Source organism: Cupriavidus sp. GW822-FHT02D05 (genome assembly GCF_058802485.1).
This window is the reverse complement of record NZ_JBXAOE010000010.1, coordinates 103509-128433: the sequence shown is the minus strand read 5'-3', so window position 1 is coordinate 128433 and position 24925 is coordinate 103509. Positions and strand designations below refer to the sequence as shown.

Below are 24925 nucleotides of genomic sequence, written 5' to 3'. Positions count from 1 at the left end.
ATTCGCTTGAACGTTCAGTTCGACGCGCTGTGGCTCTGTGTAGGTCTCCCCATCCGACATCCGACCTCAGGCATGCGCTCGTGGCAGTGCTCGCTTGCTGGACGGCGCGTTTTCCTTAGCGGCGCATTCCTGCGCACGCTTTCGTTTCATCCTTGTAACAGCGGGGCTGGTCTCCCGGTTTAGGTCGACTCCATCTTTCAGCTGGTCGCTCTAGTGCTTTTGGCGACTGTCGCAATAGCACCCGATCACCAAATAATGGCGCACAAGCACTAAGAAGGGCATCAAGGCAGGCGCAAAGAGCAAGCCTGGAGACGTGGTTGGCAGGGAGCAGCCGTTTTTTGCGGCAGACGAAAGCAGAACGAGAAGACAGTGGAATAGGCCGCATCGCCGCAGCACAAATCGCTGCCGGGCGCGACAGGCATTGGATGGGAATAACAGGGCGCAACCGGAGAAGATCCGGGGTCGCTTTGATTTCTGGTCGGATTCAGCAAGGTCATGTCTCGGCGGACCGGATTGGCGCGTTGCGTTGCAACAGGGCCAGCAGGTTAGCCGTGTGATGTCCGTCTCTCCGGTTACACGCATTGGTGCCGGCAAGGATATGCCGCACGCCAAGGGAGACGTTTTGTTTGCAGCAGCGCATTCCGGGGGATCAAAACGTGAACGCATCCCAGCAGTGCCGCAGGCGATTGCGGACCACGCTCAAGACCACAGCCGTGCTGTTAGCGCTGTTCGCTCGCGAGCATTGCGCGGCAGAAACCGCAAAGCCGGCAGCACCGCGCGTGCAGCCGCCGGCCAGGCTGGAGCAACCCGCATCGGCGGGCGAGAACGACGGGCTCAGGGAGCGCATTTTCGCCCTGGCCGAAGCAGGGTCTCCAAAACTAGCGCTGGAACAGGCCGCCGCACGCCCCGATGTCTTCGCGCGCCGGGATCTGCTGCTGCTGGAGCATCTTGTCGTTGCCCAGCAAATCCGGTGGGCACGGCAGCAAGCCAGCGCTTCCAATGACCAGGATCGCCTGGTTCCCGCCGACGGCGCGCTTGCTGCTGCCGAGGCACTGCAAGGCAGGATTCCCGCCGATGACGAATACAACGGGGTGCGGCGCGCGGTCCAGTCCGATCGCCTCACGGCGTTGTCCGTGCGCGGGCGCATGAAGGAAGCCGCCGCGCTATACGAGCAGCTCTCGCTGGCCAACGAGCCGCTACCGGGCTCCGCTTATGCCGCCGCGGGCGACGCCTACGCCTATCTCGACAAGCCCGACCTTGCCTCGCGCGCCTACGAACTGGCCTTGCAGGCGGTCATCGAGCCGATCAAGGAGACTACCGAGCCCTATGCGCTATCGCGTCCTAGCGTGCAGGAAAGCCTGTTCTTTGCCTACCTGGACCAGGGACACTACGAGGCGGCGCGCGAACTGGTCTCGATGATGGCCCGCAACACGCCGGCGCAAACCGAGTTGTCCGAAGACGTGGACAAGACCAATCCCGAATACGGCCGCGTCAAGAAGCTGCAGGCGCAATACCTCCTCTATACCAATCACGTCAATGAGGGCGTCCAGGCACTGGATGCCTTGCGCAAGGACGCCCCCTTCGATCCCTCCCTGCTGACCGCCCGCGCGGACGGTTCGCTGGTGCTGGAACGCCCGTACGCCTCGCAAAGCATCTACCGGCAGGCGCAGGCCGACCACCCCGGCGATATCGAAAGCCTGGTGGGGCTCGGCAAGACCGCCCTCCAGCTCCATCAGTACGATCAGGCGAAGGCGGTCGCCGCGGCCTTCGACGGCAATTTCCCCGACAACAACAGCGTCAAGAACTTCCAGCGCGAGTACCGCGTCTACGAGCGCCCGCAACTGATCATCGACGCCATTGGCGAGCGCGGCAACGCCGTGCTGGCGGATCATGCCTGGGGGGTTGACACCCGTCTCTACTCGTCGCCGATGGCCGACTACTGGCGTGTCTTCGCGCACCAATACACGGCGCGTGGCGACACCGGCGATGGCCAGAGCGTCAGCCGCATACGCAACGGCCTCGGCGGCGACTTCCGGCGCGACGGCTGGGAAGCCGCCGCCGAGCTGCATCAGTCCACCGGAGGTCAGGGCAAGACCGGCGGCACCGGCACGGTCGCCTTCCAGCCCAATGACTCCTGGCGCTTTGGCGCGGGCGTCGACTCCGACGACAACGCGTTGCCTTTGAAAGCCTACCAGGCCGGCGTGACAGGCCGCACTGCCACGGCATCGGCGCGCTACTCGCAGGACGATGCGCGCTACTTCAATGTGATGTACGGCGCGTCGCGCTACAGCGACACCAACTTTCACCAGATGTGGCAGGGCACCGCTTACCAGCGGCTGCTGAACCAACCACGCCACCAGGTGGCGATCTGGCTCGACGTGGGCACCACCAGCAATACGCTGGACAGCACCGCCTACTTCAATCCGCGGCGCGACTACACCGCGCAACTGCGCACCATGTACCAATGGACGCCGTGGCGCTATGCCGAAAAATCCTTCAGCCAGCGCGTGTATGTCACCGCAGGTGGCTACCGGCAGGACGGCTTCGGCGACAGCATGTTGTGGGAAGCGCGCCTCGAACAGTTCTGGCAGCTTGGCCGCAAGGCTTCGCTCACCTACGGCATCGGCATCGGTAGCAGGCGCTTCGACGCCAACCGCGAGACAACCAAGCTGATCTACCTCAACCTCAACGTCCCTCTATAGGTCATCATGCAAAAGCTCAATCGCCGAACATTCATCGGGCTCGCCGGCGCGCTGTCGGTGACCAATAGCGTCCACGCTGGCTATGCGCTGTCCTTGCTGCCGCCGCAGGATCGCGACGACGGGCTGACCTTCCGCGTACTCGCGTTTCACGACATCCGGGACGACCTGCGTGCGGATGTGGGAACGGTGGCAGATACCTGTGCGATCAGCACCGCCACGCTCAACAATATCTTCGCCTGGCTCAAGGGCAACGACTTCCACCCTGTCAGCGTCGACCAGATCATTGCCTCGCGCAACGGCGGCCCGCGCCTGCCGCCGCGTGCAGTGCTGCTGACCTTCGACGATGCCTACAAGAGCCAGTACACCAAGGTCTTTCCGCTCTTGCAACAATACAACTACCCAGGCCTGGTCGCGGTGGTGTCGCGCTGGACCGGTACTCCCCGGGACGAGCCGGTGCGCATCAGCCATAAGTCGGTGATGGCGCCAGGCTATTTCATGAGCTGGGACAACCTGCGCGAGATGGCTGAGTCAGGCCTGGTGGAGATCGCCTCGCACACGCACGACATGCACCACGGCGCAGTGGCGAATCCGCAAGGCAACGAACTACCGGCGGCCAGCGCGCACCTCTACCATGCCGACCTGAAACGCTACGAAACCGACCAGGAATACGAAAACCGGGTCGGTGGCGACCTGAAGATGTGCTCGGACATGATCCAGGCGAAAACCGGGGCTCGGGTGCGCTCGATGGTCTGGCCCTACGGCATGTACAACGCGGCGCTGATCGGTGCTTCGCACAAACTGGGCATGAATGTCCACTTCACCCTCGACGACGGACCCAATACGCCCGAGGTGCCGTTGACCAAGATCAGGCGCCTGCTGGTTTCCTACGACTGGGATGCCGGTGTCATGATGGGCCAGTTCCGCCAGCAGTCGGCCTATCGCGGCGACAACCAGCCGGTCGAACGGGTTGTCAACGTCTCTCTCGACGACGTGTACGATCCGAACCCCGATCGCCAGGAGGCCAGGCTATCGCGGCTGATAGACCGGATCAAGGATCTTGAGCCCAAATCGGTCTACCTGCAGGCGTTTCACGATCCCGACGGCAGCGGCACCGCCCAGGCGCTCTACTTTCCCAACCGCCACATGCCGGTGCGCGGCGACCTTTTCTCGCGCGCGGCCTGGCAGCTGATCACCCGCGGTGGCGTACAGGTCTACGCGGCATTGCCGGTGCTTGCCTACAAGCTGCCCGCGGGCCATCCGGCTTCGTCCCGGCTGGTAGCGGTGATGCCGGCCGCGCCGGCCACGCCCCTGGACCCGCGCCAGCGGCAACGGCTCAGCCCCTTCGACCCGCTCGCCCGCAGCGTGATCCGCGATATCTACTACGACCTGGGCAGATACACCAGTCTTAACGGCGTCGTGTTTGGCGATGACGCGAGCCTGAGCGATGTCGAAGACGCGAGCGATGCGGCGCTTGCCGCCTACGCGGACTGGGGGTTGCCGCGCGAACTGGCTGCGATCCGCGCCAACCCCGATCTGCTGCAACGATGGTCGGACGCCAAGCTCCGGTACCTGATCGACTTTACGCGGCAACTGGGCGACCTGGTCAAGGACTATCAGGGCGGCGGCAATGTGCTGACCGTGCGCAGCCTGCCTGCCAATGCGGTGCTGCGTCCCGACGCGAGCATGCGCCTGGCTCAGGACATCGATGCATTCGCCGCGCAATACGACTTCGTCAACCTGATGGCCTACGCGGATGCCGGAGGCGGCCCGCCTTCGACGCCCTGGCTGGAGGGCCTGGTCCGCGCCGTAGCGGCGCATCCGGGCGCGCTGCCGAAGACCATCTTCGCGTTGCAGACACTCGATGGCCGAACCCAGGCACCGGTCGCCAGCACCGCGCTACGTGATCAGATGCAGCGCCTGCGCATGGCTGGCGTGAAGCACCTCGGCTACTGCCCCGACCAGTTCATGGTGAACCAGCCAGACCTGGCGGTGCTGCGGGATGTCATGTCCATGCAGAACCTGGTGCGACCGCGCAATGGCATGAAGGTTTAGACCAAGAGCCGGATCAAGAGCCAGATCAAGACCAAGAGCCGATAGCAACAAGGTAGGGGAAGATTATGAAGAATACGGCAAGCCTGCTTTCGAATTTTGTCTTCTACTACCCACTGTTCATGTCCTACTTATGGATGACCGGTGGCCTGCTTCACTACTTCCTGATCGAGAGAAAAGAGAGCAAGAAAACGCGGGCGGACGTGTTACTCGAGTGCCCGAAGGTCTCGGTGATCGTGCCCTGCTTCAACGAGGAAGCCAATGTGCGCGAGGTCATCGCGAACCTGGCGGAGTTGCGCTATCCGAACTACAACATCATCGCCGTCAATGACGGCAGCAGCGACGCCACCGGCGATATCCTGAATGCGCTGATCGATCAGTATCCGCAATTGCTGGTGATCCACCAGCACAGTAACGAGGGCAAGGCCATTGGCCTGACCACTGCGGCAATGCTGACCGATGCCGAGTACCTGCTGTGCATCGACGGCGACTCGCTGCTCGACCGCGAGGTGATCGGCTGGATGCTGCGGCACTTCCTGCGGGATGCGGGGGTTGGCGCAGTCACCGGCAATCCGCGCATCCGCACCCGGACCTCGCTGTTGGGGCGCATGCAGGTCGGCGAGTTCTCGTCGATCGTGGGCCTGATCAAACGGACCCAGGAACTGTATGGCCGCCTGCTGACCGTGTCTGGCGTGATCTGCATGTTCCGCAAGAGCGCGCTGCGCGGCGTGGGCTACTGGAGCCCCGACATGCTGACCGAAGACATCGATATCAGCTGGAAACTGCAGGTCAATGGCTGGCGGCTGCATTTCGAGCCACACGCGCTCAGCTGGATCCTGATGCCGGAGACATTCAAGGGCCTGTTCAGGCAACGCCTGCGCTGGGCGCGGGGCGGCATCCAGGTGCTGCAGAAGTATGCGGCGCCCATCGTCACAAAGAACAAGCCGATGATGTGGCCGATCTTCCTCGAGTATACGGTCAGCGTGATCTGGGCCTATTGCATGCTGTTCACCCTGGTGATGACGGCCGCGACCGCGCTGTTCGAGCTGCCCGAAGCCTGGCGCTTCGCCGGCATGCCGCGCGGGGCAGGCGTCTTTCTCTTTCTGACCTGCTGCGTGCAGATCCTGGTCGGCTGCGTCATCGATCGCTGCTACGACACCAAGCTGCTGCGCTACTTCCTTGACACGATCTGGTACCCGATCGCGTTCTGGACCATCAGCATGGTCGCATCGGTGATCGCCCTGCCCAGCGTGCTGTTGCACCAGCGCCGCACCCGGGCAAGGTGGGTCAGCCCCGACCGCGGCATCCGCGAGGACGCCCCCGCGTCCTCGCCGCCAAGGTCACCTGCGCCCGCATCTCCAGTTGTCGGGCAGCTTGAAGAGCATTCTTGAGGAGGAGTGAGACATGAAAGAACCCATCATTGACGCGTCCAGCACGACATTGCAGCAGTATCTGCAGCACCTTGCGCGGGGAAAGGCGGTCCGACGATATCTCTGGTATCGGCTGGCGCGGCCGCTGCTGGTGGCCAGCATCTGGGTAGCCGCGGCGTTCTACATCCACTGGTGCGTGGCCTCCGCGGGAAGCGGCGAGTTCTCGCTTGGGGAGATCATCCCCGATGCGTTGACCGTCCTCGGGATAGGGCTGGCGTTCACGGCGTGGACGTTGGCGCGCCGCTTCGGGACAAGCGTTTCCAACCTGAAACAGCCTGCCCGGGTGGCGCCGATCTCGACGCTCGACCTGGCCAAGGATGTGGTGCTCTCGGTGGGCACCGGTCGTCGCCTGGTGGCTTTTCACGACGAAGACGGCCTGATCTCGCACGTTGCGCCACTACAGCAGGAACTGGCCTGAGCAGCTCCGCGGTTTGGCCTCGCGCGGCAGCCGGCGGTGCCGCCCGCTGTCGCGCGAGGTCCTCATTGAATGGTCTTGGCATTGTCCATTGTCACGAGGAAATGTGGAGCAGCCATGCGTCCGCTCGTCATGATGTGTGGCGCTTCTCTAGTGCTTGCCGGTGCGCTGCTGTGCTCGCCGTCGGGTGCGCGTAACGAAGCCCGGAACCATAGCCGCGCTGATACCCGGCCGCCCGCCAAGGTCCGCCCGGCGATCGATCAGCGCGCCTTTATGCATGGCATTGGCGCAGCCACCGGGCCTGGGCAGACCACCTACGTCTTCTTCAGCAGCTCCGGGCTGCCGCCGCGCGGCCCGGATCGCAATCGCAACTGGACGCACGACATCTACGTCGCCGAATGGAACCCGGCCCAGGCCAGTCTTGGCAAGCCCCGGCTACTGGTCGCCGAGAAGGAAGCGCAGGAGCCGGTGTCAGTAGCGCAGAACGCCGCGGGCCGCATCATGCTGACCTTTGAGGATGGCTCGAATACCACCAACAGCGTCAGCCAGCGCTATCGTGTGTACGGCACGGACCTTCAATCGCAAGAGGCGAAATCGACTGACGTCTGGTCTGGCGGGCACTCTGGCCACGTGACGGCGGTAGGGGACAATTTCGTGGTGTTCTACTCGGACGACTGGATCGATGGTGGCGGCGTGGACAACCTGGGCACCGGGAACGGCGTCTACCTCAAGACGTATGACGGTAACGGCCGGCTGCTGCAAAGCACTGAGGTGGCGCCGAACAAGCGCGAGTGGTGGCCATTGATTGCAGGCTCGAAGGAGACGGCCTTGCTTGCCTGGCAGGAGTTCGTACCCGGCGAGACGCACGCCAGGCTGAAGACGGCCGTCTATCGGCCCGTCGACGGAGCGCTGACTGGCATGCAAGCACTGAATGGCCGCCTGAAGTACTACACCTACAGTGTCGCCTATGTCCCGGCCCTGGACAGCTTCCTGCTGGTCGGCACCAACGACTTGGGCAAGGGCTTCGCGCATCTGCTGGATAAGGCCGGCAGGGTCAGTGCCTCGCTGGCCTGCATGCCGGAAAGCGTGCGCGAGGCCAGCATCACCGTGGTCGGCGACATGGCGTACACGCCTGCGGCGGACGGCCGCCTGCTGCACCTGAAGCTGTCCGCCGGCACGATTGAGTTGCGCGGTAGCCAGCCATCGCCGATTCCATGGACTTATGCGGGCAGCCTTGGGCTGGTGCGCTCGTCATCCATACTGCACTGGGTCTCGCTTACGCCGGCGGGCTTGCGAGAGAGCGATTTTGATTTGAGCCGGGCGACGCCGCCTTCGGCCGCGGATCTGTGCCGGTAGGCAAGTATCCGCCGCGCAATGTGACCCGTTTGGAGCTGCATCGATCACCGATGCGTGCTACACAGGGTTACTTGTTGAGCGGTGTGTTTTCCTCCAGTTTTGAGTAACCATGCGCTTCAATGACGGCGGGATCCACAACAATGTACCCCAGCGATCTCAGTAGCGTCACTGCCTCAATTTCAGCGTCAGTGTGAGGCGGGTGTTTTGAAGGCGGCACGAAGGACGTGTCTGATCTCGCAGGCGTATCGTGCGCGAGCGGCCGAGCATGGTCGACCTGACTGCTAGCGATGAACTCGCAGCGCTGCGCGTTGGGTTTCCAGGTAACCTCCACCGCGGTACAGAACTTGCCGGTAAAGATCTTGAGTTGCATGCTTGCTTTCAGCCACGCGACAAAGGACTCGCGAGACGCAGGCTGGTAGCCTTGCAACAGAGTTTCAAGATTCTTCTGTGGCAAGCCTTCCGTTTGGGAGGAGGGCTCTTCTAGCAGTGATAGCTGCAGCGCCACGCGCTCGCGGTCAGCTTCCTCGTAGATGAGGTATTCGTTGTCAACGACGCCTTCGCGTAGCAGTTCGCACAGCAACGCCCAAGCCCTGGGATTCTTCTCGATGCAACCTTCCAGGCCAGGGTCCAGGCTCGTTAGAATCGCTGGCATCGATTGGTGCCTGCCGGACACGACTTCAAGTGCAAAGGAAGCGGCATTGCGTGATGGGCTAGCCCGGCGCTGCAGCATTTGCATGGACTCGTCCTTGTACTCCTGGATCTCGGCAAGGGTCTCGGCAGCTTGGCTCCAGGCGTACTTCTCGAGATTTTCAGCAAGTTTTCGCGCAGCCCTGGCCATGTCATAGGCGAGAACGCCAACATAGCTCTTGCACGCAGCGCATTGGCACTGGAGACGCCCGTAATGCAGAAATCCAGCATACACCCGCTCCTGATGCCCACAGTGATCACACTCAAGCGCAAAGCCGCCCTGGCGCGCCGGGCGCTGATTGGCAAGTAGCCCATCGACCTGGTATCGCGCTGGATGATCGCAACACGGACAGCCCCATATGATCTTGTGGGAGCCATCGCGTGCCGCCACCCTGCCAAATTGACGTTCCAGCGCACTGCGCGGAATGCCCTGCGCCCGTCCGAGCACGTCGGCTGAATAGCGCCAGTAGAAGTAGGAGTGAGCGGCAGCCGCCACCTCCGGACCGTACTCGCGCAACTCCTGTAGCACCCGTGGCGTGTGCCGAATCCGATCGGCGAGGCTATCGACCATGAAGGACCGGCCCGGAACAAGCGCCTCCAGGGCTTGGCGGCTCTGCTCGACAAAGGCAGGAACATGATCGCGGCGAATGGCGTTTTCCTCCTTAAGCCAGCGCGAATGTCCCGGCAACGTGTTAAGCGCATCGATGGCTTCTTTGAGTTCTGCAATCGGAGGGCAAGCCAGGAAGGTAAACGGCTTGCTAAACAGCAATGAATCCATCATCGCATCGTCTCCCACAGGATGGCACCCCTCCCGGACGTGGTCGGGGTGCCGTGAATGCGCCTACTGCCAGTTGGCACGGCACTTCGCAACGCATCAGTGACGCGGCAGCCCCACAGGGCAAGGCGCGTCCCGACCGCAGGACGAAACGACTCCGGAGGTGATCGCGCAGTACGCCGCTTGCGTCCCATTGGTGATTGCGCAGTACGCCGCCTTGGCGTCCGCGGGCTCGGCTCCCAGCGTGGGCTTGCCCTCGCTCGTGACCGCACAGTAGGCCGCCGTCGCCGGTCTCAACCCAAACTCGCGCGCGCTAAGCCGGGCACTTGCCTCGGCCAACGCGCGCAGGCGGGCTTCATCCTGTGGGCCATCGATACCGACGTAGGGGTCATGATGCAGGACATGGCCAAAAATGTGCTCACAGTCGTTCGCATAGCGCCTGGTATCGACGATATGGGCGTGCCAGAACGCGTCTACCTGTTCGCTGGGCACGACTGGTGTGTCGGGGTACTTTGCCGCTAGCTTGAGAAACTTGCGGTAGCCGGCCTCGGCATCGGCCAGGCTTTCGGGGCTCCAATGGGCGGACTTGCCATGTAGAAGCTTGGCTTTGATCCTCGAGAAATCGAGCGCATCGATGGCTTGCCATGACCGTTCAATCCACTGTTTCTGCACTGTCATGATGTGTTCCCTCCTGTTGTTGACGCTGGGGCGCGCGCCGGAACTCAGAATCAGGCGCGCATCGGCTGCGGTCCCTGTTCAGGCAGCAGACCGTGCACGGTATGGCCAGCGAGGAACGCGGTGACGTCCTCGGCCGGAATAGGGCGGCTAAAGTAGTAGCCCTGGACTTCGTCACAGCCCTCGCGGCGAAGAAAGTCCAGCTGAGCCTCGTTCTCGACGCCTTCGGCCACGACCTCCAGCGCCATCTGATGTCCTAGCCCGATGATTGCGCTCGTGATTTGCGCATCGCTCCTGCTATCGGGCAGATAGCGTATGAACGAACGGTCGATCTTCACGGTGTCAATCGGGAAACGGCTCAGGTAGGCGAGCGAGGAGTAGCCGGTGCCGAAATCGTCAATGGCCAGCCGTACCCCGGTTCGCTTCAGGCGCGACAGCCAGCGCGCCGCTTGCTCGGCATCGCGCATGACCATGCTTTCGGTTAGTTCGAGTTCGAGCAGATACCCTGGCAAGCCGGCTTGCTTCAGGGCATCGAGCACGACCTGCCTCAGGTCCTTGTCGGCAAATTGCCTTGCGCTAAGGTTGACCGAGACGCGTATCGGGGCATTGCCGTCGGCAAGCCATTGCGCATTCTGGCGACAGGCCTCACGCAGTACCCACGCGCCAATCTGCACGATGGCCCCGCACTCCTCCGCAACCGGAATGAAGTCAGCGGGCATCACCATGCCGAGCTTCGGGTGGCGCCATCGGATCAGGGCTTCGACGCCGGTACAGGCGTTGGTGTCCAGCGAGATGCGTGGCTGGTAGTGCAGCACGAACTCATTGTGATCGAGTGCGCTGCGCAGATGCGATTCCATGTCGATGCGATTCTGCAGGGTCACACTCATCTCGCGCACATAGTATTGGAAGCCGTTCTTGCCGAGCTGCTTGGCGGCATACATGGCGAGATCGGCATGCTTTAGTAGCGTCTGCGCGTCATTGCCATCTTCGGGGAAGGAGCTGACGCCAATGCTTGCCGTCACCTGCAGCTCCTTGCCATTGACGACAAAGCCGGATGCGAGCGCGGCCTGGATACGCTTGATGATGCGGTGCAAAAGGGAGAAGTCGTCGATTGGCTCGACCAGTACGACGAACTCGTCGCCACCGAGCCGGGCAATCAGGTTGGCTTCGCCAAGCGTGGCGCTAAAGCGATCTGCCACGGCGCGTAACAAGACGTCGCCCGCGTTGTGGCCCATTGTGTCGTTGACCCTCTTGAACTGGTCCAGGTCAACAAAGAGGATATCGAGACGGTGTTGACGGGAGCGGGAACGAGCGAGGCTGCTCTCGAGATGGTTCTTGAACATCAACCTGTTGGGCAGACCTGTGAGCGCATCGTGATTGGCAAAAAAGCGTAGGGTCTCCTCGGCCTGGCGACGCAGCAGGAAGTGACCAGTGTGACTAGCTATCGCGCTAGCCATCGCAAGCGCATGTGGATCGCGTGGACGCTTGGTGCGCGAATACATCTCCACCAGTCCGAGCGTGGTCGTGCCCTTGCGCAGTGGGAAAGCGAATACAGTGCGCACGCTCCCGTCGGCCAGCCAGCGATGCTGAGGCAAGCGCGCGATGGCACCGCGGCCCGCATACCAACGCGGTTCCGTCAGTACGTCTGCCTGATCTGCCTGCGGATCGGCCGGGCGCCGTGCCAGCCAAGCTTCCAGTTCTTGCTCTCTGGTCCGGCAAACCGGCGCAAGCGCCAAGCCACGTCCTGCATCCGAAGGCCAGAATGCACCCGCCTCCCATTCCATTCCCGCAACCAAGGTACGGATGATTTTTTCCAGGACTTCGGCTTCGCTAGACACGGTGGCGAGATGCAAGGCAACCAGATGCTCCTGTGCGCGAGCCTGCTCGATGAGCTTTCGCTGGGTGATGTCTTGCGCGGTGCCGCGCAGGACGGCCGTGCCCGGTGGGCCATGCGCATGGCCGATCAGGTGAAGCCAACCCATGCGTCCACGTAACGAGCGGTAGGGGCATTCGAGCTCGAAAGCGACGCGCTCCCGCAAGGCGGTTTGCATCCTCTGCCGCAACACGCCGCGGAAGCGAGGATCGGCTGCGCCTAGCAGTGTGTCGGGCGTGGGATCCAGCGCTCGCACACCCAGCAGCCGGGCCATCTCGCTGGAGAAATAGGCCGCATTGCGCTCCAGGTCAAGACGCCAATCCCCCAGGTGCGCGATCCGCTGCGCCTGGGCAAGGCCCTCTCGACTCTCGCGCAGGCTGTGCGTCATGCCATCGGCCACCGCCAGGGCTCGTGACCGGGAACTGGATAGCGCGTAGGCCAGCCCGGCCAGCAGCGCGGTAATGATCAGCCCGGCCCCAAGCACCACACTCTTCAGGTAGCGTTGCGGGCCCACCATGGCCTGGGCGTCGGCGGAGAAGACAATGAGCCAGCGCCGTCCTCCAAACGGCTGTGTCATCTCCTTGCGCTGGAAGGAACGATCGTCCGATACGCTTGCCCGCTGGGGCGCGGATGGCTCGTTGCTGGCGGCAAGCCGTGCGGCGCTGGCCTGGCTAGCCGCCTTGGCACTGGCGGGGGCGGTGGCCGTCATGCCGCCTGCGCTGTTGTACAGCAGAGTCGCCGGGGACGGCGGTACTGGTTCGCCATCGAGTTTCCCGGCGTCGTACAGTTCGAAACGAGTCCCATACACGCGCTCGCTGCCGGCAATCTCCCCAAGCAGCCCGCTGATTCGTATGCCAGCACCAACGGAGCCGATATAGGCACGGCGGCGCTGCTCCACTGAATCGAGCGGCTGGCCTTTTCTGTAGACCGGAAGGCGCAAGGCAATGCCGACGTGGGGACCTTTGGCTTCGCTGAAGATCAGGCGCCCGCTGCTCACTGCCTGCCCGCTGTCACGGGCTCTTTCGAGAGCGGCCAGGCGCCCCGGCTCCGCACCCATGTCGATGCCGATCGACGGCAGGTTGTTCTGGAACGGCTCGACATAAGTCAACACGAAATAGGCTGGCCGCTTCCCTGCAGGGTGGACGGAGAACGCCACGCCGGCCTCGCGCAGGACTGGGTCCTTGCGCTGGCTGGCGACAAAGCTGGCCAGCTCGGAGGCCGGCACATAGGGCGCGTAGTTCAGCGTCTGGAACCCGGGATAGCGCTGTTCCAGGTTGAGGCCATTGACGAAGTCGCGGAATTCCTCGCGCGAAACATCATCACTAGCGCCGAAGAGCGCCTGCATGGTTACCAGGACGTCGGTGTAGAGCCGGATACGCGTATCGATCTGCTGGACGATATCGTCGGTATCGCTCTTGAATCGCAGGCGCGCATCCCTCTCCAGCAGCTCTGTGTACAGCGAATGCACGACGATCGTGCTAAGCAGGCCGAGCAGCAGCGCGCCGAGCGTGATGACGGTCGTACTGACGCGTCCGATCGGACGCAACAATTGCGTCAGTAGCTTGCGCACACGATATCCCCCAGGAACGTGACGTGTGGACTGCAGACCTAAGCGATCAAGCGGCGATGGTGTCAGCCGGCTACTGCTGGGCCGCCGCCACCGGGGCGCGCGGATTTGCGCAGCGTTCTTTTACCTGTCTCTACAACGTTATCTCAAATTGGAGCGGGGGCAAGGCCGAATACGATTGTCGACTCCCCACTTAAGTGGGGGGTACGCCCTATGTGCTTAGTCAAGCATGAGGGGCGCAAAGGTTGCCACCGCTCGGCATGGGCGACGGGCGCCGCGGCAAGCAACAGCGACAGGGAGGCGAGGGGCGGAGGAACATAGCGGATGCGAGGCGAGGGAGTTTGAAGGTCCCGCGTAAAGAATCGGTACCCTCCCGTACTAGAAACTACCTCACGGCGCCGTGCGGTCGATCTGGCAGGTGGGCGAGGCGCAGGCGCAGGCGCAGCGCAACCAGCGCGGGCCGCGATGATAGTAGCCGAGCGGGAGAAGGCCGGCGCCGGGCTCGACTAAGCCAGGCGAGCGCGCGCGGCGCCACAAGAAGAATGGGGCTCACTTGGAATCCATCGATCCGTTGCATTGACCGGTTGCATCCACAGTCAATATGGGATGGACCGAGTCTCAGAGCAACGAGAGCTTTGTTTGCTGCAGTCCCGCCGTGACTGAAGGCGAGCCATTTCAGGCTGTGGAGGGGATGGTGGGAAGCAAGTTCGCAACGTCAAAGCAGGCCGGCAATCGCGATGGGCCAAAGGTTGGTTCTCTGGCAGCAGCCCGCAGACAGCGGCACCGACATGAACGCGCGGACTCGCCATGCGGACATTGGAATGTGCATCCCCACCTGTCGAACAACATGTCAATCAGCTTGCAGTCCGGGAGGCGTGCCGACCTCCAGATCTGAATCCTTGGAGGCGGACTGCCGCTATCGACCGAGGTACAACATCGTGTTATGCCTCGTGCAATTGAAATCGTGCCACTGTTCGCGCGAGCTCCCGTGCCCGATCATTAAGCATCGATGATGCTGCCGCAGACTCCTCCACCAGCGCAGCGTTCTGTTGCGTGGCTTGATCCATTTCTGACACGCTCTGGTCGAGCTGTCCAATACCTGTGTTCTGCTCGCTCACCGCACCGTGTATCTCAGTAATGATCCGTCGAACGTGCTCGATGTCCTTGACAATTTCGGTCATGGTCGAGCCCGCTGCCTGGACGCGCTCGGTGCCGCTGCTTACGCTGGCTACGGAGCTTTCGATGAGTCCCTTGATCTCCTGGGCGGCTGTGGCACTGCGCTGAGCCAGGGTTCGCACCTCGCCAGCCACCACGGCAAAGCCGCGGCCCTGTTCCCCGGCACGCGCCGCCTCGACTGCCGCGTTAAGCGCTAGGATATTGGTCTGGAAGGCGATGCTGTCGATCACGCCTATGATTTCCGTGATCCGTCCCGACGATTTGGCAATCTCGTCCATGATGCGCACAGCGCCAGAGACAACTTCGCCGCCGCGCGCCGCGGTGGCGCTGGCGTCAGTCGCCAACTGCGTTGCCTGTTCGGCCGCTTCCGCAGTCTGCTTTACGCTCGATGCCAGTTGGGTCAAGGCTGCCGAGGTCTGCTGCAGATTGCTGGCTGAGGCTTCCGTGCGGTGGGATAGGTCGCGATTACCTGCCTCGATCTCGCCAGTTGCCGAGGTCATACCCTGCACACTGGCACGCACGTCGACCAACACGGCGCCGATCTTCTCTACGAAGGCGTTGAACGACGCCGATATCTGTGCCACCTCATCATTGCCCACGACATCCAGCCGGCGGGTCAAGTCGCCCCCGCCAGTCCCGATGGTATCCATCGCGTCACGTACCCCGGAGAGCCTGCGGAGTGCTTTTGCGGTAAAGAAGGTGGCAATGCCGAGCGCAGCCAGGGTAAGCAGGACCAAGGCTATGCCCATGGCGCTTACGACGTGGCGCAGGCCTACGGTGGCTTCGGCCTTATCGAGCGCGATCACCAGATACCAATCGGTGCCGGCGACAGCCTGGGCCTTTAGCAGCTTCGGCACGCCCTGGATTTCCACTTCTAGCGGCGCACTAGCCCGAACCAGGTTCTCGAGCGTGGCCGGCGTCAGTGCGGCTGTCACTTCGCTGACCGGCTTTAGCATCTGATTCGCATCGGCGTGGGCGATTACCTGGCCATCCCTGGCTACGACGAAGGCCAAGCTCGAAGGCGTTGGATGTATCGCCTTCACGACCTCTCGCACGCCTTCCAGTGGCACTGCGCCGCTGACGGCACCGATTGCCGCACCGTCACGGATGAGTGGCGCCGCAAAGGAAACGTATGGCACTCGAGTCGAGACATCTCCATACGGCTTGGTCACAGTCGGCTTGCCCGCGGCCAGCGCCGCTTTGTACCAAGGGCGCGCGGTGGGGTCGTAGTCCTTCGGCGTCGTGCTGCTGCTCGAGTAGTATGACTTGTCGCTCCACCCGATGGTGGTCACGGGAAAGCCGTTGGCATCACCCATGAACTTGACCAAGCCAGCGGGGTCGCCTTTCTCCACGACCTCCGCTGCAGTCTTGACGGCCAAAGCCTTGGCGGCGACCCATTGTTCGATCGCCAGCGTGTTGCCACTGGCGATGGCGCTAAGGTCGCTCTCCATTGTTGCCGTCATATTTGCGCGGACGATGCCATAGGTGGCGGCACCCGAGAGTGCGAGAGCGCCGACAACCGTGGCGGACATGATCAGAGCGATGCGGGTGCGGAGCGAGGATGCGGTCATACCGAAGAGAGTGATGTTACCTGGGTGAGTCGGTCTGAGTACGGCATTATCGCGGTGCCTGAGACCACGGCATCGGCCGGTCTTAGGCGCCACAGAGCTAACTACGGCAACCGAGCGGGCAACTTTAGGCCGGCGGCAAGAACCGGCGCAAGTGGCGTACGCCGAGCCCGAGGGTGGGCTGGAACATGTTCTTCGCTCGGGTAGAGCGATCTATGTAGGCGGCGGAAAGGATTGGTGGGGAACTACCGTCTCTTCGTCAGTCTCCCAGGGGAATTCCACATCCCAGGTTGGCGTGTTGCCAGCCGCGTTTCGGGACGTCTATCGCGTGGCTCAAATGGGTGGCCTTGCCAGCGGTTTCCAGCGCTTCACAGACGGGGAGGTCGGGGCAACTCTGACGTTGCCATGGGTGCCGGAGCTTGTGCGCCAATGCGGATCACGCGCAACACAAGGGTATCCGTTTTGTCGCGGCTTGGAAGCAGGTGCCCGTCGCCGCAATCGAGATATTGCTCGATGCCATCAAAACTACGGTGCTTGATCTCGCCATCAACATCGATCGCGAGAAGCTAGTCGCGAGCGTCCGCAAGCGAACTCCCGACGACTATTCAAACCTGAACTGAATTAGGCCGGCCGGCAGAATTTCCAAGTGCGTTCAGGACACCAGCGCCCTGCCAGATTATCCGGCAGGGCCTATAGCGTGCAACTCACACAAGATGACCTATATCCATTCTCTCGGGACAAGCGAGCTATTTCTTGCCGGACGCAAAACCTCGCGCTTACCCCAGGTACTTGAACAGATTCATCCCCTGGATCTGCATGAATGACTGTTGTGCCGCCTGCAGCGAAGTCTGGCGCTGGTAGTACTCGGTCATGGCCGAGTAGTAATCCAGGTCCTGCAGGCCCGAGAGCGTCTCGGTGTAGTTCAACCCACGGTTGGTGCCGATGGTGTTGAGCGCATCGAGCTCATTCATGCGCGAGCCGACCGAGGTCTGCACCGTGCTGACGTTGTCCAGCGAGTTGGCCATCTGGCGGTTTGCCGTGGACAGCGCGTTGGCCAGCGTGGCGCGGTCGGTGCTGGTGACGATCGGCTGCTTCAGGGCATTGATGACGCTCTGCAGGTTGGCAAAGATGTCCGTGCCGGCTTGCTTTGCGGGTTGCAGGTTGACGACATCGCCATCCTTGGGCGTGCCCTTGATCGACAGCGAGAGCCCGCCGGCCGAGATGCCGGCGCCGTCCACATAGTCCACCGGGGCGCCAACGGCGGCCGGCGGCGCGGCGCTCTGGTCCATTACCTGGTACTGCATCTTGCCCGTGACGGCATTGGTTGCGAAATTGAGCGAGAGGCTGTGGCCGTACAGCGCATTGGTTGGATCCGTCACCGAGATCGCGCTGAACTCGCCGGTGCCCGTATTGGTGGTTGGCGAGGAGGCAACGTAGGTGGCGGTGGACTGCACGCTCATGAAGATCGCGTTGCCGTTGTCGTTGGTGGGCATCTGACGGGCAACGTCGACCTGCAGCAGTTGCTGGCCGGTATCGCCGCCATAGACCACCGCGCCGCTGCCGTTCTTCGCGAACGGCGGCGTGGACGACTGGTAACCCGCGAACAGGAACTGGCCGTTGCCATCGTCGGCGTTGGACAGGCCGAGCAGCTGGTTGTATGAGTCCTGCAGCGAGGAGGCGACCGAGGCGCGGTCGGCATCGCTCATGGTGCCGTTGCCGGCTTGCACCACCAGCGTCTGGATATTCTGGACGGTGGTGACGACGCTGTTGAGCGAGCTCAGTTCCATCGACAGGTTGGTGTTAGCCTGTTTGCGGGACGTGGCGTACTGGCCGTTGACCGCGCTGGACTGCGAGACCACCAGCGCCCGGGTGGCACCCACCGGGTCGTCGGACGGCGTCAGGATACGGCGGCCGGTGCCGAGCTGTTGCTGCACATGCAGCAATGAGCCTTGCTGGCTGTTCATCGAGGCCAGGCCGAGTTGGTAGAGCGTGGAGCTTGCAACGCGCATGTCTGTTCCTTTAGGAGATCCGGGTCTTCAGAAGCGATCAGCGGCCGATACCGATGATGGTGTCGAACAGCGTGGTGGCAGTCTGGATGACCTTGGCGTTGGCCTGGTAGAGCTGCTGGAAACGCAGCATGGAGACCGTTTCCTCATCCATGTTCACGCCCGAGATGCCTTGCTGCGCCGTCTGCACCTGGGTCGTGACGCTGTCCTGCGAAGTCGACGCGATCTGCACTGATTTGGCGCGGCTGCCGACGTCGTTGACCAGCTGCGCGAAGGCGTCGTTGTAGCTCGACACGCCGCCGATGGTCTTGGTGGTTTGCAGCTTGGCCAGCGCGAGCGCGTTGCCGTTATCGGATACGCCGCTCAGGTTGGGCGCCAGCGTGAAGCTGTCACCAGTCTTGGGCGTGCCGTCGAAGCTGACCGTGACACCGTTGAACGAGTATTGCGTCGCGGTGCCGCTGGGGGTCGGGCCGCTGGTGGGCACGACAGGCGCGCCCGTCGCATCGGTGAAGACGTAATTGGCGCCGTTGTACTTGGCCGTGATCGTGGTAGCGGGCAGGCTGAAGCCTTGCGCGACATTGCTGACCTTGACCGTGCCGGTACCGGTGTTGGTGGTACCTGCGCTGGCGCGCAGCGGGCCTGCGGCAGCAATCTTGGCGGGATCGGTAATGGCCATGTCCATGCTCGCGGCCACATTGCGGGTCGGCTGGATCTGGTAGGAATCATTGGCCGACATCGCCGTCGGGATCTTGACGTCCACGCCATCCGCCGACAGCGTCAGCGGATAGGTGGCGGTAGCGCCCGCCTGGGTGGCCACGACCGTGTTGTCCGACATGCGCGTGAGCGAGTAGTTGGTGCCGTCGTAGGCCAGCGTGTAGTCGCTGGTGGTCAGTTGCGACGTGTTGCTGATGCTGGCCGATACCAGCGAGGTGCCGGTATTCGAGCTCTTGGGCAGCGTGACGGGCGTGCCGAGCTTGAACAGGTTGCCGCCGATCTGGCCGGTCAGGTCCACGCCCAGCTTATGCTGGTCGTTGAAGGTCTGGGCGAGCGTCACCGACAGCCGCCCGATGGCGTTCTGCGCGGGATCCAGCGACTCGGTGCGGAACTTGAGCAAGCCGCCGACGGAGCCGCCGGTAAGGGTGCTTTCGTCCATCTCGGTCACGTTGCCGTTGGCCTGCGTGTAGGCGATCGTGGTACGCGACGGATCGGCCGACGATTGCACCGCCTTCAGATCATAGGAGTTCGATCCCATCACTAGGGGCTGGCCGTTGCCGACGAACACGTTGTATGTATTGTCCTGCGGCACCACCTTGACGCCTACCAGCTGGGTCAGCTGCGAGACCATCTGGTCGCGCTGGTCGAGCAGGTCGTTGGGCGGCTGGCCGCCGCCGGCAGCGGTAGCCCGCGTGATCTGGTCGTTGAGCTTGGCAAGCTGCTGGGAGTAGGCGTTGATCTGCGTCACCGAGCTCTGCAGCTGGGTATTGACACCGTCACGCAACTGCTGGAAGTAGGAGTTGGCGGCGCGCACCTGCCCAGTGAGCGATTGCCCGGCATTGATCATGTTCTGGCGCGCGGCCGGATCCGCCGGCGTGTCGGATACCCCTTGCACGGCGGCGAAGAACTTCTGCATCAGCGGTGCGATACCGCCCGTCTGGTCGGCCAACAGGTTGTCGATCTGGCCGATCTGGCTGGAGTACGTCGAGAGCTGGGCACTGGCGGACTGGGCGTTGCGCAGCTGGCCGGTCAGGAACTCGTCATAGACGCGGACCACCGAGGTCGTGTTGGACCCTTGGCCGTAGAAGCCGCTGCTGGTGTACTGGCCACCTGCGGACGCAATAATGGTGTTCTGCCGCGTATAGCCTGCCGTGGCGGCATTGCTGATATTGTGGCCAACCGTCGTCAACGCGTTCTGCGCCGTGTTCAGGCCGGAAAGTCCGATATTGAAGAGAGACATGCTCTAACCCCGCATCTGGTGGCTGCCGTGTGCCTGACCTGGCGATCCGTGCACCGTGGCCGCTTGTCGCGGAGCCTTCGATGCCGGTTCGCCGCTGCCGGACATGAACGGCGGTGAATGATGTAAGTAACGGCAGAAGTACAAGGAGACTTTAGTGCGCGGCGCCCACAATTTGCGTCCGCTCGGCCTGTGCCCTGCCAGGGCACGGCATGCGCTCAGACGGGCACTTTCCGCATGATCCGGACCAGCTTTTCGCCGTAAGCCGGATCCGTGGCATAACCGGCACGCTGCAGGCCCCGCGCCGCGTCGTCCGGTGTGGCCGCCGCCAGTACCTCGGCGTAGCGCGGGTTGTTGCTCAGCAAGCGCCCGTAGTCGGCAAAGGCTTCGTCGTACGAACCGTAGGCACGGAAGCGCGCGCGCACCTTTTGCGGCTGGCCGTCGACATATTCGGTGGTGGTGATTTCCGCGACCTGGCCCTTCCAGTTGGCGCCCGCCTTGATGCCGAAGACATTGAAGGTGGTGCTGCCGTCCGGGTAGGCAATCTCGCGCCGGCCCCAGCCGGATTCGAGCGCGGCCTGGCCCAGAATCAGCTTGGCCGGCACGCCGGTAGCGCGCGCTGCGGATTGCGCCGGCCCCGCCATGCGGGAGACGAAGGCGCTGATGTGGGCCGGCGTGTCTTCCGGCAACACGGCATTGCCGCCCTGCCACGCACCGGTGTCCTGCGACTGATACTGGCGCAGGCCCGCAGTGGGGTTCCAGCTGGTGCCGGCCACCACGCTGCCTGCACGCGGCGCGTCCGCGTCGCCGTTGCGCATGTCCAGCGTGCGCGCAAGGCCGGGGGCCGCGTCGTCCATGCCCGCCTGCACGGCGGCCTGCTTGGCGGCCGCGCCAGCGAGCTCGGGCGGCAGGCCCGCGCCGCTGGCGCGCGCGAGCTGGCGCACCATGACGTCGGCCAGGCCGATGCCGCGCGTGGACATCTGCTGGGACAGCTGCTGGTCCATCATCGACATGTACAGCTTGGTCTGCTCGTTGTCGAACAGGCCATCCTGCGGCGTGGCGTCGCGCATGCTCTTGAGCACCATCTGCGTGAACACCGCCTCGAACTGGCGCGCGGCGGTGCGCAGCGTCTCCGGGGTGGCCCCGGTACGGGCACTTTGCTTGAGGCCTTCGAAGCCTTGCGTATCCAGGGCGAAGCGTTGCGAGAGTTCGGCCTGTGCGGCCACGCGGCTGGCTGACATGATCAGATGATCTCGAGGTCGGCGCGCAGCGCACCTGCGGCACGCATGGCCTCAAGGATGGTCTGCAGGTCGGCCGGCGTCGCGCCCAGCGCGTTCAGGCCCTTGACCACCGCGGCCAGCGATGCGCCGGCCTTGACCATCTGCAGCGCGCCGCCTTCTTGCTTCATGTTGATCTGCGAAACCGGCGCCACCACCGTCTGGCCGCCACTGAACGGCGCCGGCTGGCTGATCACCGGCTGGGTATTGATCACCACCGACAGATTGCCATGCGCCACCGCGCAGTCGTCCACCGTCACGGCCTGGTTCATCACGATCGAGCCGGTGCGCGCATTGAGGATGACCTTGGCGGCGGCCTTGGCGCGCGTGACCTCGATGTTCTCGATGCGGGCCATGAAGCCCACCCGCGCGCTCGGGGCCGCGGGCGTGCGCACCTGCACCACCCTGCCGTCCAGCGCGCTGGCTACGCCGCCGCCCATCGCGCGATTGATCGCCTCGACAACGCGTTCGGCCGTGCCGTAGTCGGTTTCGCGCAGCTCCAGGTTCAGGATGCCGCCTTCGGGTTGGAACGCGGGGACGGCGCGCTCCACGATGCCGCCATTGGCAATGCGGCCCACCGCCAGCTGATTGACCTGCACCTTGCTGCCGTTGGCCGACGCGCCCGCGCCGCCCACCAGCATATTGCCCTGCGCGATCGCGTAGACCTGGCCGTCGGCGCCCTTGAGGGGCGTCATCAGCAAGGTGCCGCCACGCAGGCTCTTGGCATTGCCCATCGACGACACCACCACGTCGAGCTGGCTGCCGGGCCGTGCGAACGGCGGCAGCGTGGCGGTGACCATCACCGCCGCCACGTTCTTGAGCTGCATGTTCTTGCCGGCCGGCAGGGTGATGCCGAGCTGCGAGAGCATGTTGGTCAGGCTCTGCGTGGTGAACGGCGTCTGCATGGTCTGGTCGCCGGTGTTATCCAGCCCCACCACGAGCCCATAGCCCACCAGCGGGTTGTCGCGCACGCCCTGGAAGTTGGCCAGGTTCTTCAGCCGTTCCGCGTGCGCCGCGCCTGCTAGCAGGCCCAGCGTCAGCGCCAGGAAGAGAGCGCGGACGAAGCGGCTGCGCGAGGCGGGGAGCGAAGACAGGGACATGACGCGGTCAGTGATCAATACGGTGAAACATTGAGGAAGAAACGCTGCAGCCAGCCCATGTTCTGCGTCTCGTCGATATAACCCTTGGCGGTGTACTCGATGCGCGCATCGGCCACCTGCGTGGACGGCACCGCGTTGTCGCCGGTGATCGTGCGCGGATTGACCACCCCGGAGAAGCGGATGTATTCCGCGCCCTGGTTGATGGCCATCTGCTTTTCACCGGAGACGATGAGGTTGCCGTTGGCCAGCACTTCCAGCACGGTCACGGTGATGGTGCCGTTGAACGTGTTGGTGGCGCTGGCGCCGCCGCTAGCCTTAAGCGCATTGGCGCCGCTCATGGTCGCGTTCTGGGCGCTGCTGAACAGCCCGCCAAGCGCCCTGGGCACGGCATCGAAGGCCAGCGCGCTGTTGGACGTGCGGCTGGCGTTGGTGCCGGAGTTCTTGCTGGCGTTGACGTTCTCGCTGATCACGATGGTGAGGATGTCGCCCACGTTGCGCGGCCGGCGATCCTCGAACAACGGATTGCCCGCATACGACGACTGGTAGATCGATCCGCTCGCCGGCGCCAGCGCGCGCGGCTCTGCCCGCGCGGAGGTGGGCAGCTGGACCAGCGGCTCGCGCGGCATCATCGCGCAACCCGTCGCGAAGCAGCAAAGGGCAAGCGCGCCCAGGCGAGTCAGCGAGGCAATCATGATCATCCCAGCTGGGTGAGGCGCTGCAGCATCTGGTCGGAGGTCTGCACGGCCTTGCTGTTGATTTCGTAGGCGCGCTGGGTCTGGATCATGCTCACCAGTTCTTCGACCACGTTCACGTTGGACGCTTCGACGTAGTTCTGCTGCAGCGTGCCGGAGCCGTTCAGGCCAGGCACCGTGGTGTTCGGCGCGCCCGACGCATCGGTCTGCACATACAGGTTCTCGCCAAGGCTCTCCAGGCCGGCCGGGTTCGCGAAGGTAGCCAGTTGCAGCTGGCCGACCTGCACGTTGGCGCTCGAGCCGGGCTGGGTCACCGAGACCACGCCGTCGCGCGCAACGGTCAGCGCCGTGTAGTTGGCCGGCAAGGTGATGGCGGGCTGGATCACGAAACCGCTGGACGTCACCAGTTGGCCGTTCTGGTCGGTCTGGAACGAGCCATCGCGCGTGTAGGCGGTGGTGCCGTCGGGCATCGTGACCTGGAAGAAGCCCTGGCCGATCACTGCCACGTCCTTGCTGTTGCCGGTCTGCTGCGGATTGCCCTGGGTATGGATCCGCTCGGTAGCCACGGGACGCACGCCGGTGCCCAGTTGCAGGCCGGACGGCAGCGTGGTCTGGTCCGAAGACAATGCGCCGGGCTGGCGCACGGTCTGGTACATCAATTCCTCGAACACGGCACGCCCACGCTTGAAGCCGTTGGTGGAGACGTTGGCCAGGTTGTTCGAGATCACGTCCATCTGCGTCTGCTGCGCATCGAGGCCGGTCTTGGCAATCCAGAGAGAGCGGATCATGTTTGTCCTCACAAGGCTGCCGCGAGCCGCGGCAGCACATCAATTCAAAGTTCAGTTATTCGAGAGCAGTTGATTAGCGCGCTGATCGTTGGTGTCAGCGCCCTGGATCATCTTCATCTGCATCTCGAAGCGGCGGGCGTTGGCGATCATGTCGACCATCGCCTCGACCGGGTTGACGTTGCTGCCTTCGATCGCGCCGGAAATCACGCGGATGTTGGCGTCAACCTGCAGCGGCTGCGCGCCGGGGCGCAGCCGGAACAGGCCATCGTCGCCTCGGGCGATCGAATCGGGCGGTGGATTCACCAGCCGCAGCTTGCCCACCTGGGCCAGGCCCGCGGAGGTCTCGCCAGGGCCGCGCGCGGTAATCGTGCCATCGCTGCCGATGGTGACCTGCGCGCCAGGCGGCACCGCGATCGGGCCGCCATCGCCCATCACTTGCAGGCCGGTGCTGGTAACCAGTTGCCCGTCCGCCGACACCTGCAGCGAACCGGCGCGGGTGTAGGCTTCCGTGCCGTCCGGCGCCTGCACCGTCAGCCAGCCGTTGCCCTGCAGCGCCACGTCCAGCGGGCGCTCCGTGTAGGTCAGCGGGCCGGCCTTGAAGTCGGCGCCAGGCGTGGACGCCAGCGTGAATGCGCGCGTTGGCGAGGCTTGCCCCACCACCGGCACCGCGCGGAACATGTTGACCTGCGCGCGGAAGCCCGGCGTGGAAGTATTGGCCAGGTTGTTGGACACCGCGGCCTGCTGGTCGAGCGTCTGCTTGGCCCCCGACAGGGCGGTATAGATCATGCGGTCCATGGCGTCCCTTTAGTTCCTGTCCGTGCGGCTCGTCTTGCCAACG

The 24925-nt window shown here is 63.6% G+C and carries 17 protein-coding genes; 6 read left to right on the top strand and 11 right to left on the bottom strand.

The features are described from left to right. Nucleotides 1–656 precede the first annotated feature (656 nt). The 5 genes from pgaA to AC1RQK_RS15265 all read left to right on the top strand — a co-directional run bounded on the left by pgaA (nt 657) and on the right by AC1RQK_RS15265 (nt 7952). Nucleotides 657–2702: a poly-beta-1,6 N-acetyl-D-glucosamine export porin PgaA gene (pgaA, locus tag AC1RQK_RS15285; RefSeq protein WP_492371366.1), complete on the top strand. Its 2046-nt coding sequence runs from the start codon at nt 657–659 to the stop codon at nt 2700–2702. 6 nt (nt 2703–2708) lie between these two features. Beyond that, nucleotides 2709–4754 (top strand): poly-beta-1,6-N-acetyl-D-glucosamine N-deacetylase PgaB, encoded by a 2046-nt coding sequence (pgaB, locus tag AC1RQK_RS15280; RefSeq protein ID WP_492809649.1) that lies wholly within the window; start codon nt 2709–2711, stop codon nt 4752–4754. A gap of 65 nt (nt 4755–4819) precedes the next feature. Then, a complete protein-coding gene (gene pgaC / locus AC1RQK_RS15275) occupies nt 4820–6142 on the top strand; it encodes a poly-beta-1,6-N-acetyl-D-glucosamine synthase (protein WP_492809647.1) in 1323 nt (440 codons plus the stop codon). 13 nt (nt 6143–6155) lie between these two features. Continuing rightward, nucleotides 6156–6599, top strand: coding sequence for a hypothetical protein (locus AC1RQK_RS15270; RefSeq protein WP_492371363.1), 444 nt, complete (start codon nt 6156–6158; stop codon nt 6597–6599). A gap of 114 nt (nt 6600–6713) precedes the next feature. Continuing rightward, on the top strand, nt 6714–7952 hold the full coding sequence (locus AC1RQK_RS15265) for a hypothetical protein (protein WP_492809644.1): 1239 nt from the start codon (nt 6714–6716) through the stop codon (nt 7950–7952). 67 nt (nt 7953–8019) lie between these two features. Here the strand turns inward: AC1RQK_RS15265 and AC1RQK_RS15260 are convergent, their stop codons facing one another. The 4 genes from AC1RQK_RS15260 to AC1RQK_RS15245 all read right to left on the bottom strand — a co-directional run bounded on the left by AC1RQK_RS15260 (nt 8020) and on the right by AC1RQK_RS15245 (nt 16276). Beyond that, complete coding sequence (locus AC1RQK_RS15260; protein ID WP_492809642.1) at nt 8020–9420, bottom strand: hypothetical protein; 1401 nt, start codon at nt 9418–9420, stop codon at nt 8020–8022. A gap of 93 nt (nt 9421–9513) precedes the next feature. Further along, on the bottom strand, nt 9514–10092 hold the full coding sequence (locus tag AC1RQK_RS15255) for a glycine-rich domain-containing protein (RefSeq protein ID WP_492809640.1): 579 nt from the start codon (nt 10090–10092) through the stop codon (nt 9514–9516). 50 nt (nt 10093–10142) lie between these two features. Beyond that, complete coding sequence (locus tag AC1RQK_RS15250) at nt 10143–13307, bottom strand: bifunctional diguanylate cyclase/phosphodiesterase (RefSeq protein WP_492809638.1); 3165 nt, start codon at nt 13305–13307, stop codon at nt 10143–10145. 1163 nt (nt 13308–14470) lie between these two features. After that, on the bottom strand, nt 14471–16276 hold the full coding sequence (locus AC1RQK_RS15245; protein ID WP_492809636.1) for a methyl-accepting chemotaxis protein: 1806 nt from the start codon (nt 16274–16276) through the stop codon (nt 14471–14473). A 416-nt stretch (nt 16277–16692) separates the two neighbouring features. Here AC1RQK_RS15245 and AC1RQK_RS15240 point away from each other — a divergent pair, with 416 nt between their 5' ends. Then, a complete protein-coding gene (locus AC1RQK_RS15240) occupies nt 16693–16893 on the top strand; it encodes a hypothetical protein (RefSeq protein ID WP_492371357.1) in 201 nt (66 codons plus the stop codon). 156 nt (nt 16894–17049) lie between these two features. Here AC1RQK_RS15240 and flgL read toward each other — a convergent pair whose 3' ends face one another. The 7 genes from flgL to flgF all read right to left on the bottom strand — a co-directional run bounded on the left by flgL (nt 17050) and on the right by flgF (nt 24882). Continuing rightward, a complete protein-coding gene (flgL, locus tag AC1RQK_RS15235) occupies nt 17050–18282 on the bottom strand; it encodes a flagellar hook-associated protein FlgL (RefSeq protein ID WP_492371356.1) in 1233 nt (410 codons plus the stop codon). A gap of 37 nt (nt 18283–18319) precedes the next feature. After that, nucleotides 18320–20233: a flagellar hook-associated protein FlgK gene (gene flgK, locus AC1RQK_RS15230; RefSeq protein ID WP_492371355.1), complete on the bottom strand. Its 1914-nt coding sequence runs from the start codon at nt 20231–20233 to the stop codon at nt 18320–18322. Between the two features lie 215 nt (nt 20234–20448). After that, nucleotides 20449–21471, bottom strand: a complete 1023-nt coding sequence (gene flgJ / locus AC1RQK_RS15225) for a flagellar assembly peptidoglycan hydrolase FlgJ (protein WP_043356992.1) — start codon at nt 21469–21471, stop codon at nt 20449–20451. A 2-nt stretch (nt 21472–21473) separates the two neighbouring features. Next, a complete protein-coding gene (locus AC1RQK_RS15220) occupies nt 21474–22607 on the bottom strand; it encodes a flagellar basal body P-ring protein FlgI (RefSeq protein WP_492371353.1) in 1134 nt (377 codons plus the stop codon). Between the two features lie 14 nt (nt 22608–22621). Continuing rightward, nucleotides 22622–23299 carry a flagellar basal body L-ring protein FlgH gene (gene flgH, locus AC1RQK_RS15215; RefSeq protein ID WP_370564869.1) on the bottom strand — a complete coding sequence of 226 codons (678 nt, stop codon included), beginning with the start codon at nt 23297–23299 and terminating at the stop codon, nt 22622–22624. Nucleotides 23300–23301: 2 nt separating this feature from the next. Beyond that, complete coding sequence (gene flgG, locus AC1RQK_RS15210; protein ID WP_043356996.1) at nt 23302–24087, bottom strand: flagellar basal-body rod protein FlgG; 786 nt, start codon at nt 24085–24087, stop codon at nt 23302–23304. 51 nt (nt 24088–24138) lie between these two features. Next, nucleotides 24139–24882: a flagellar basal-body rod protein FlgF gene (gene flgF, locus AC1RQK_RS15205; protein ID WP_416051539.1), complete on the bottom strand. Its 744-nt coding sequence runs from the start codon at nt 24880–24882 to the stop codon at nt 24139–24141. Nucleotides 24883–24925: the final 43 nt, after the last annotated feature.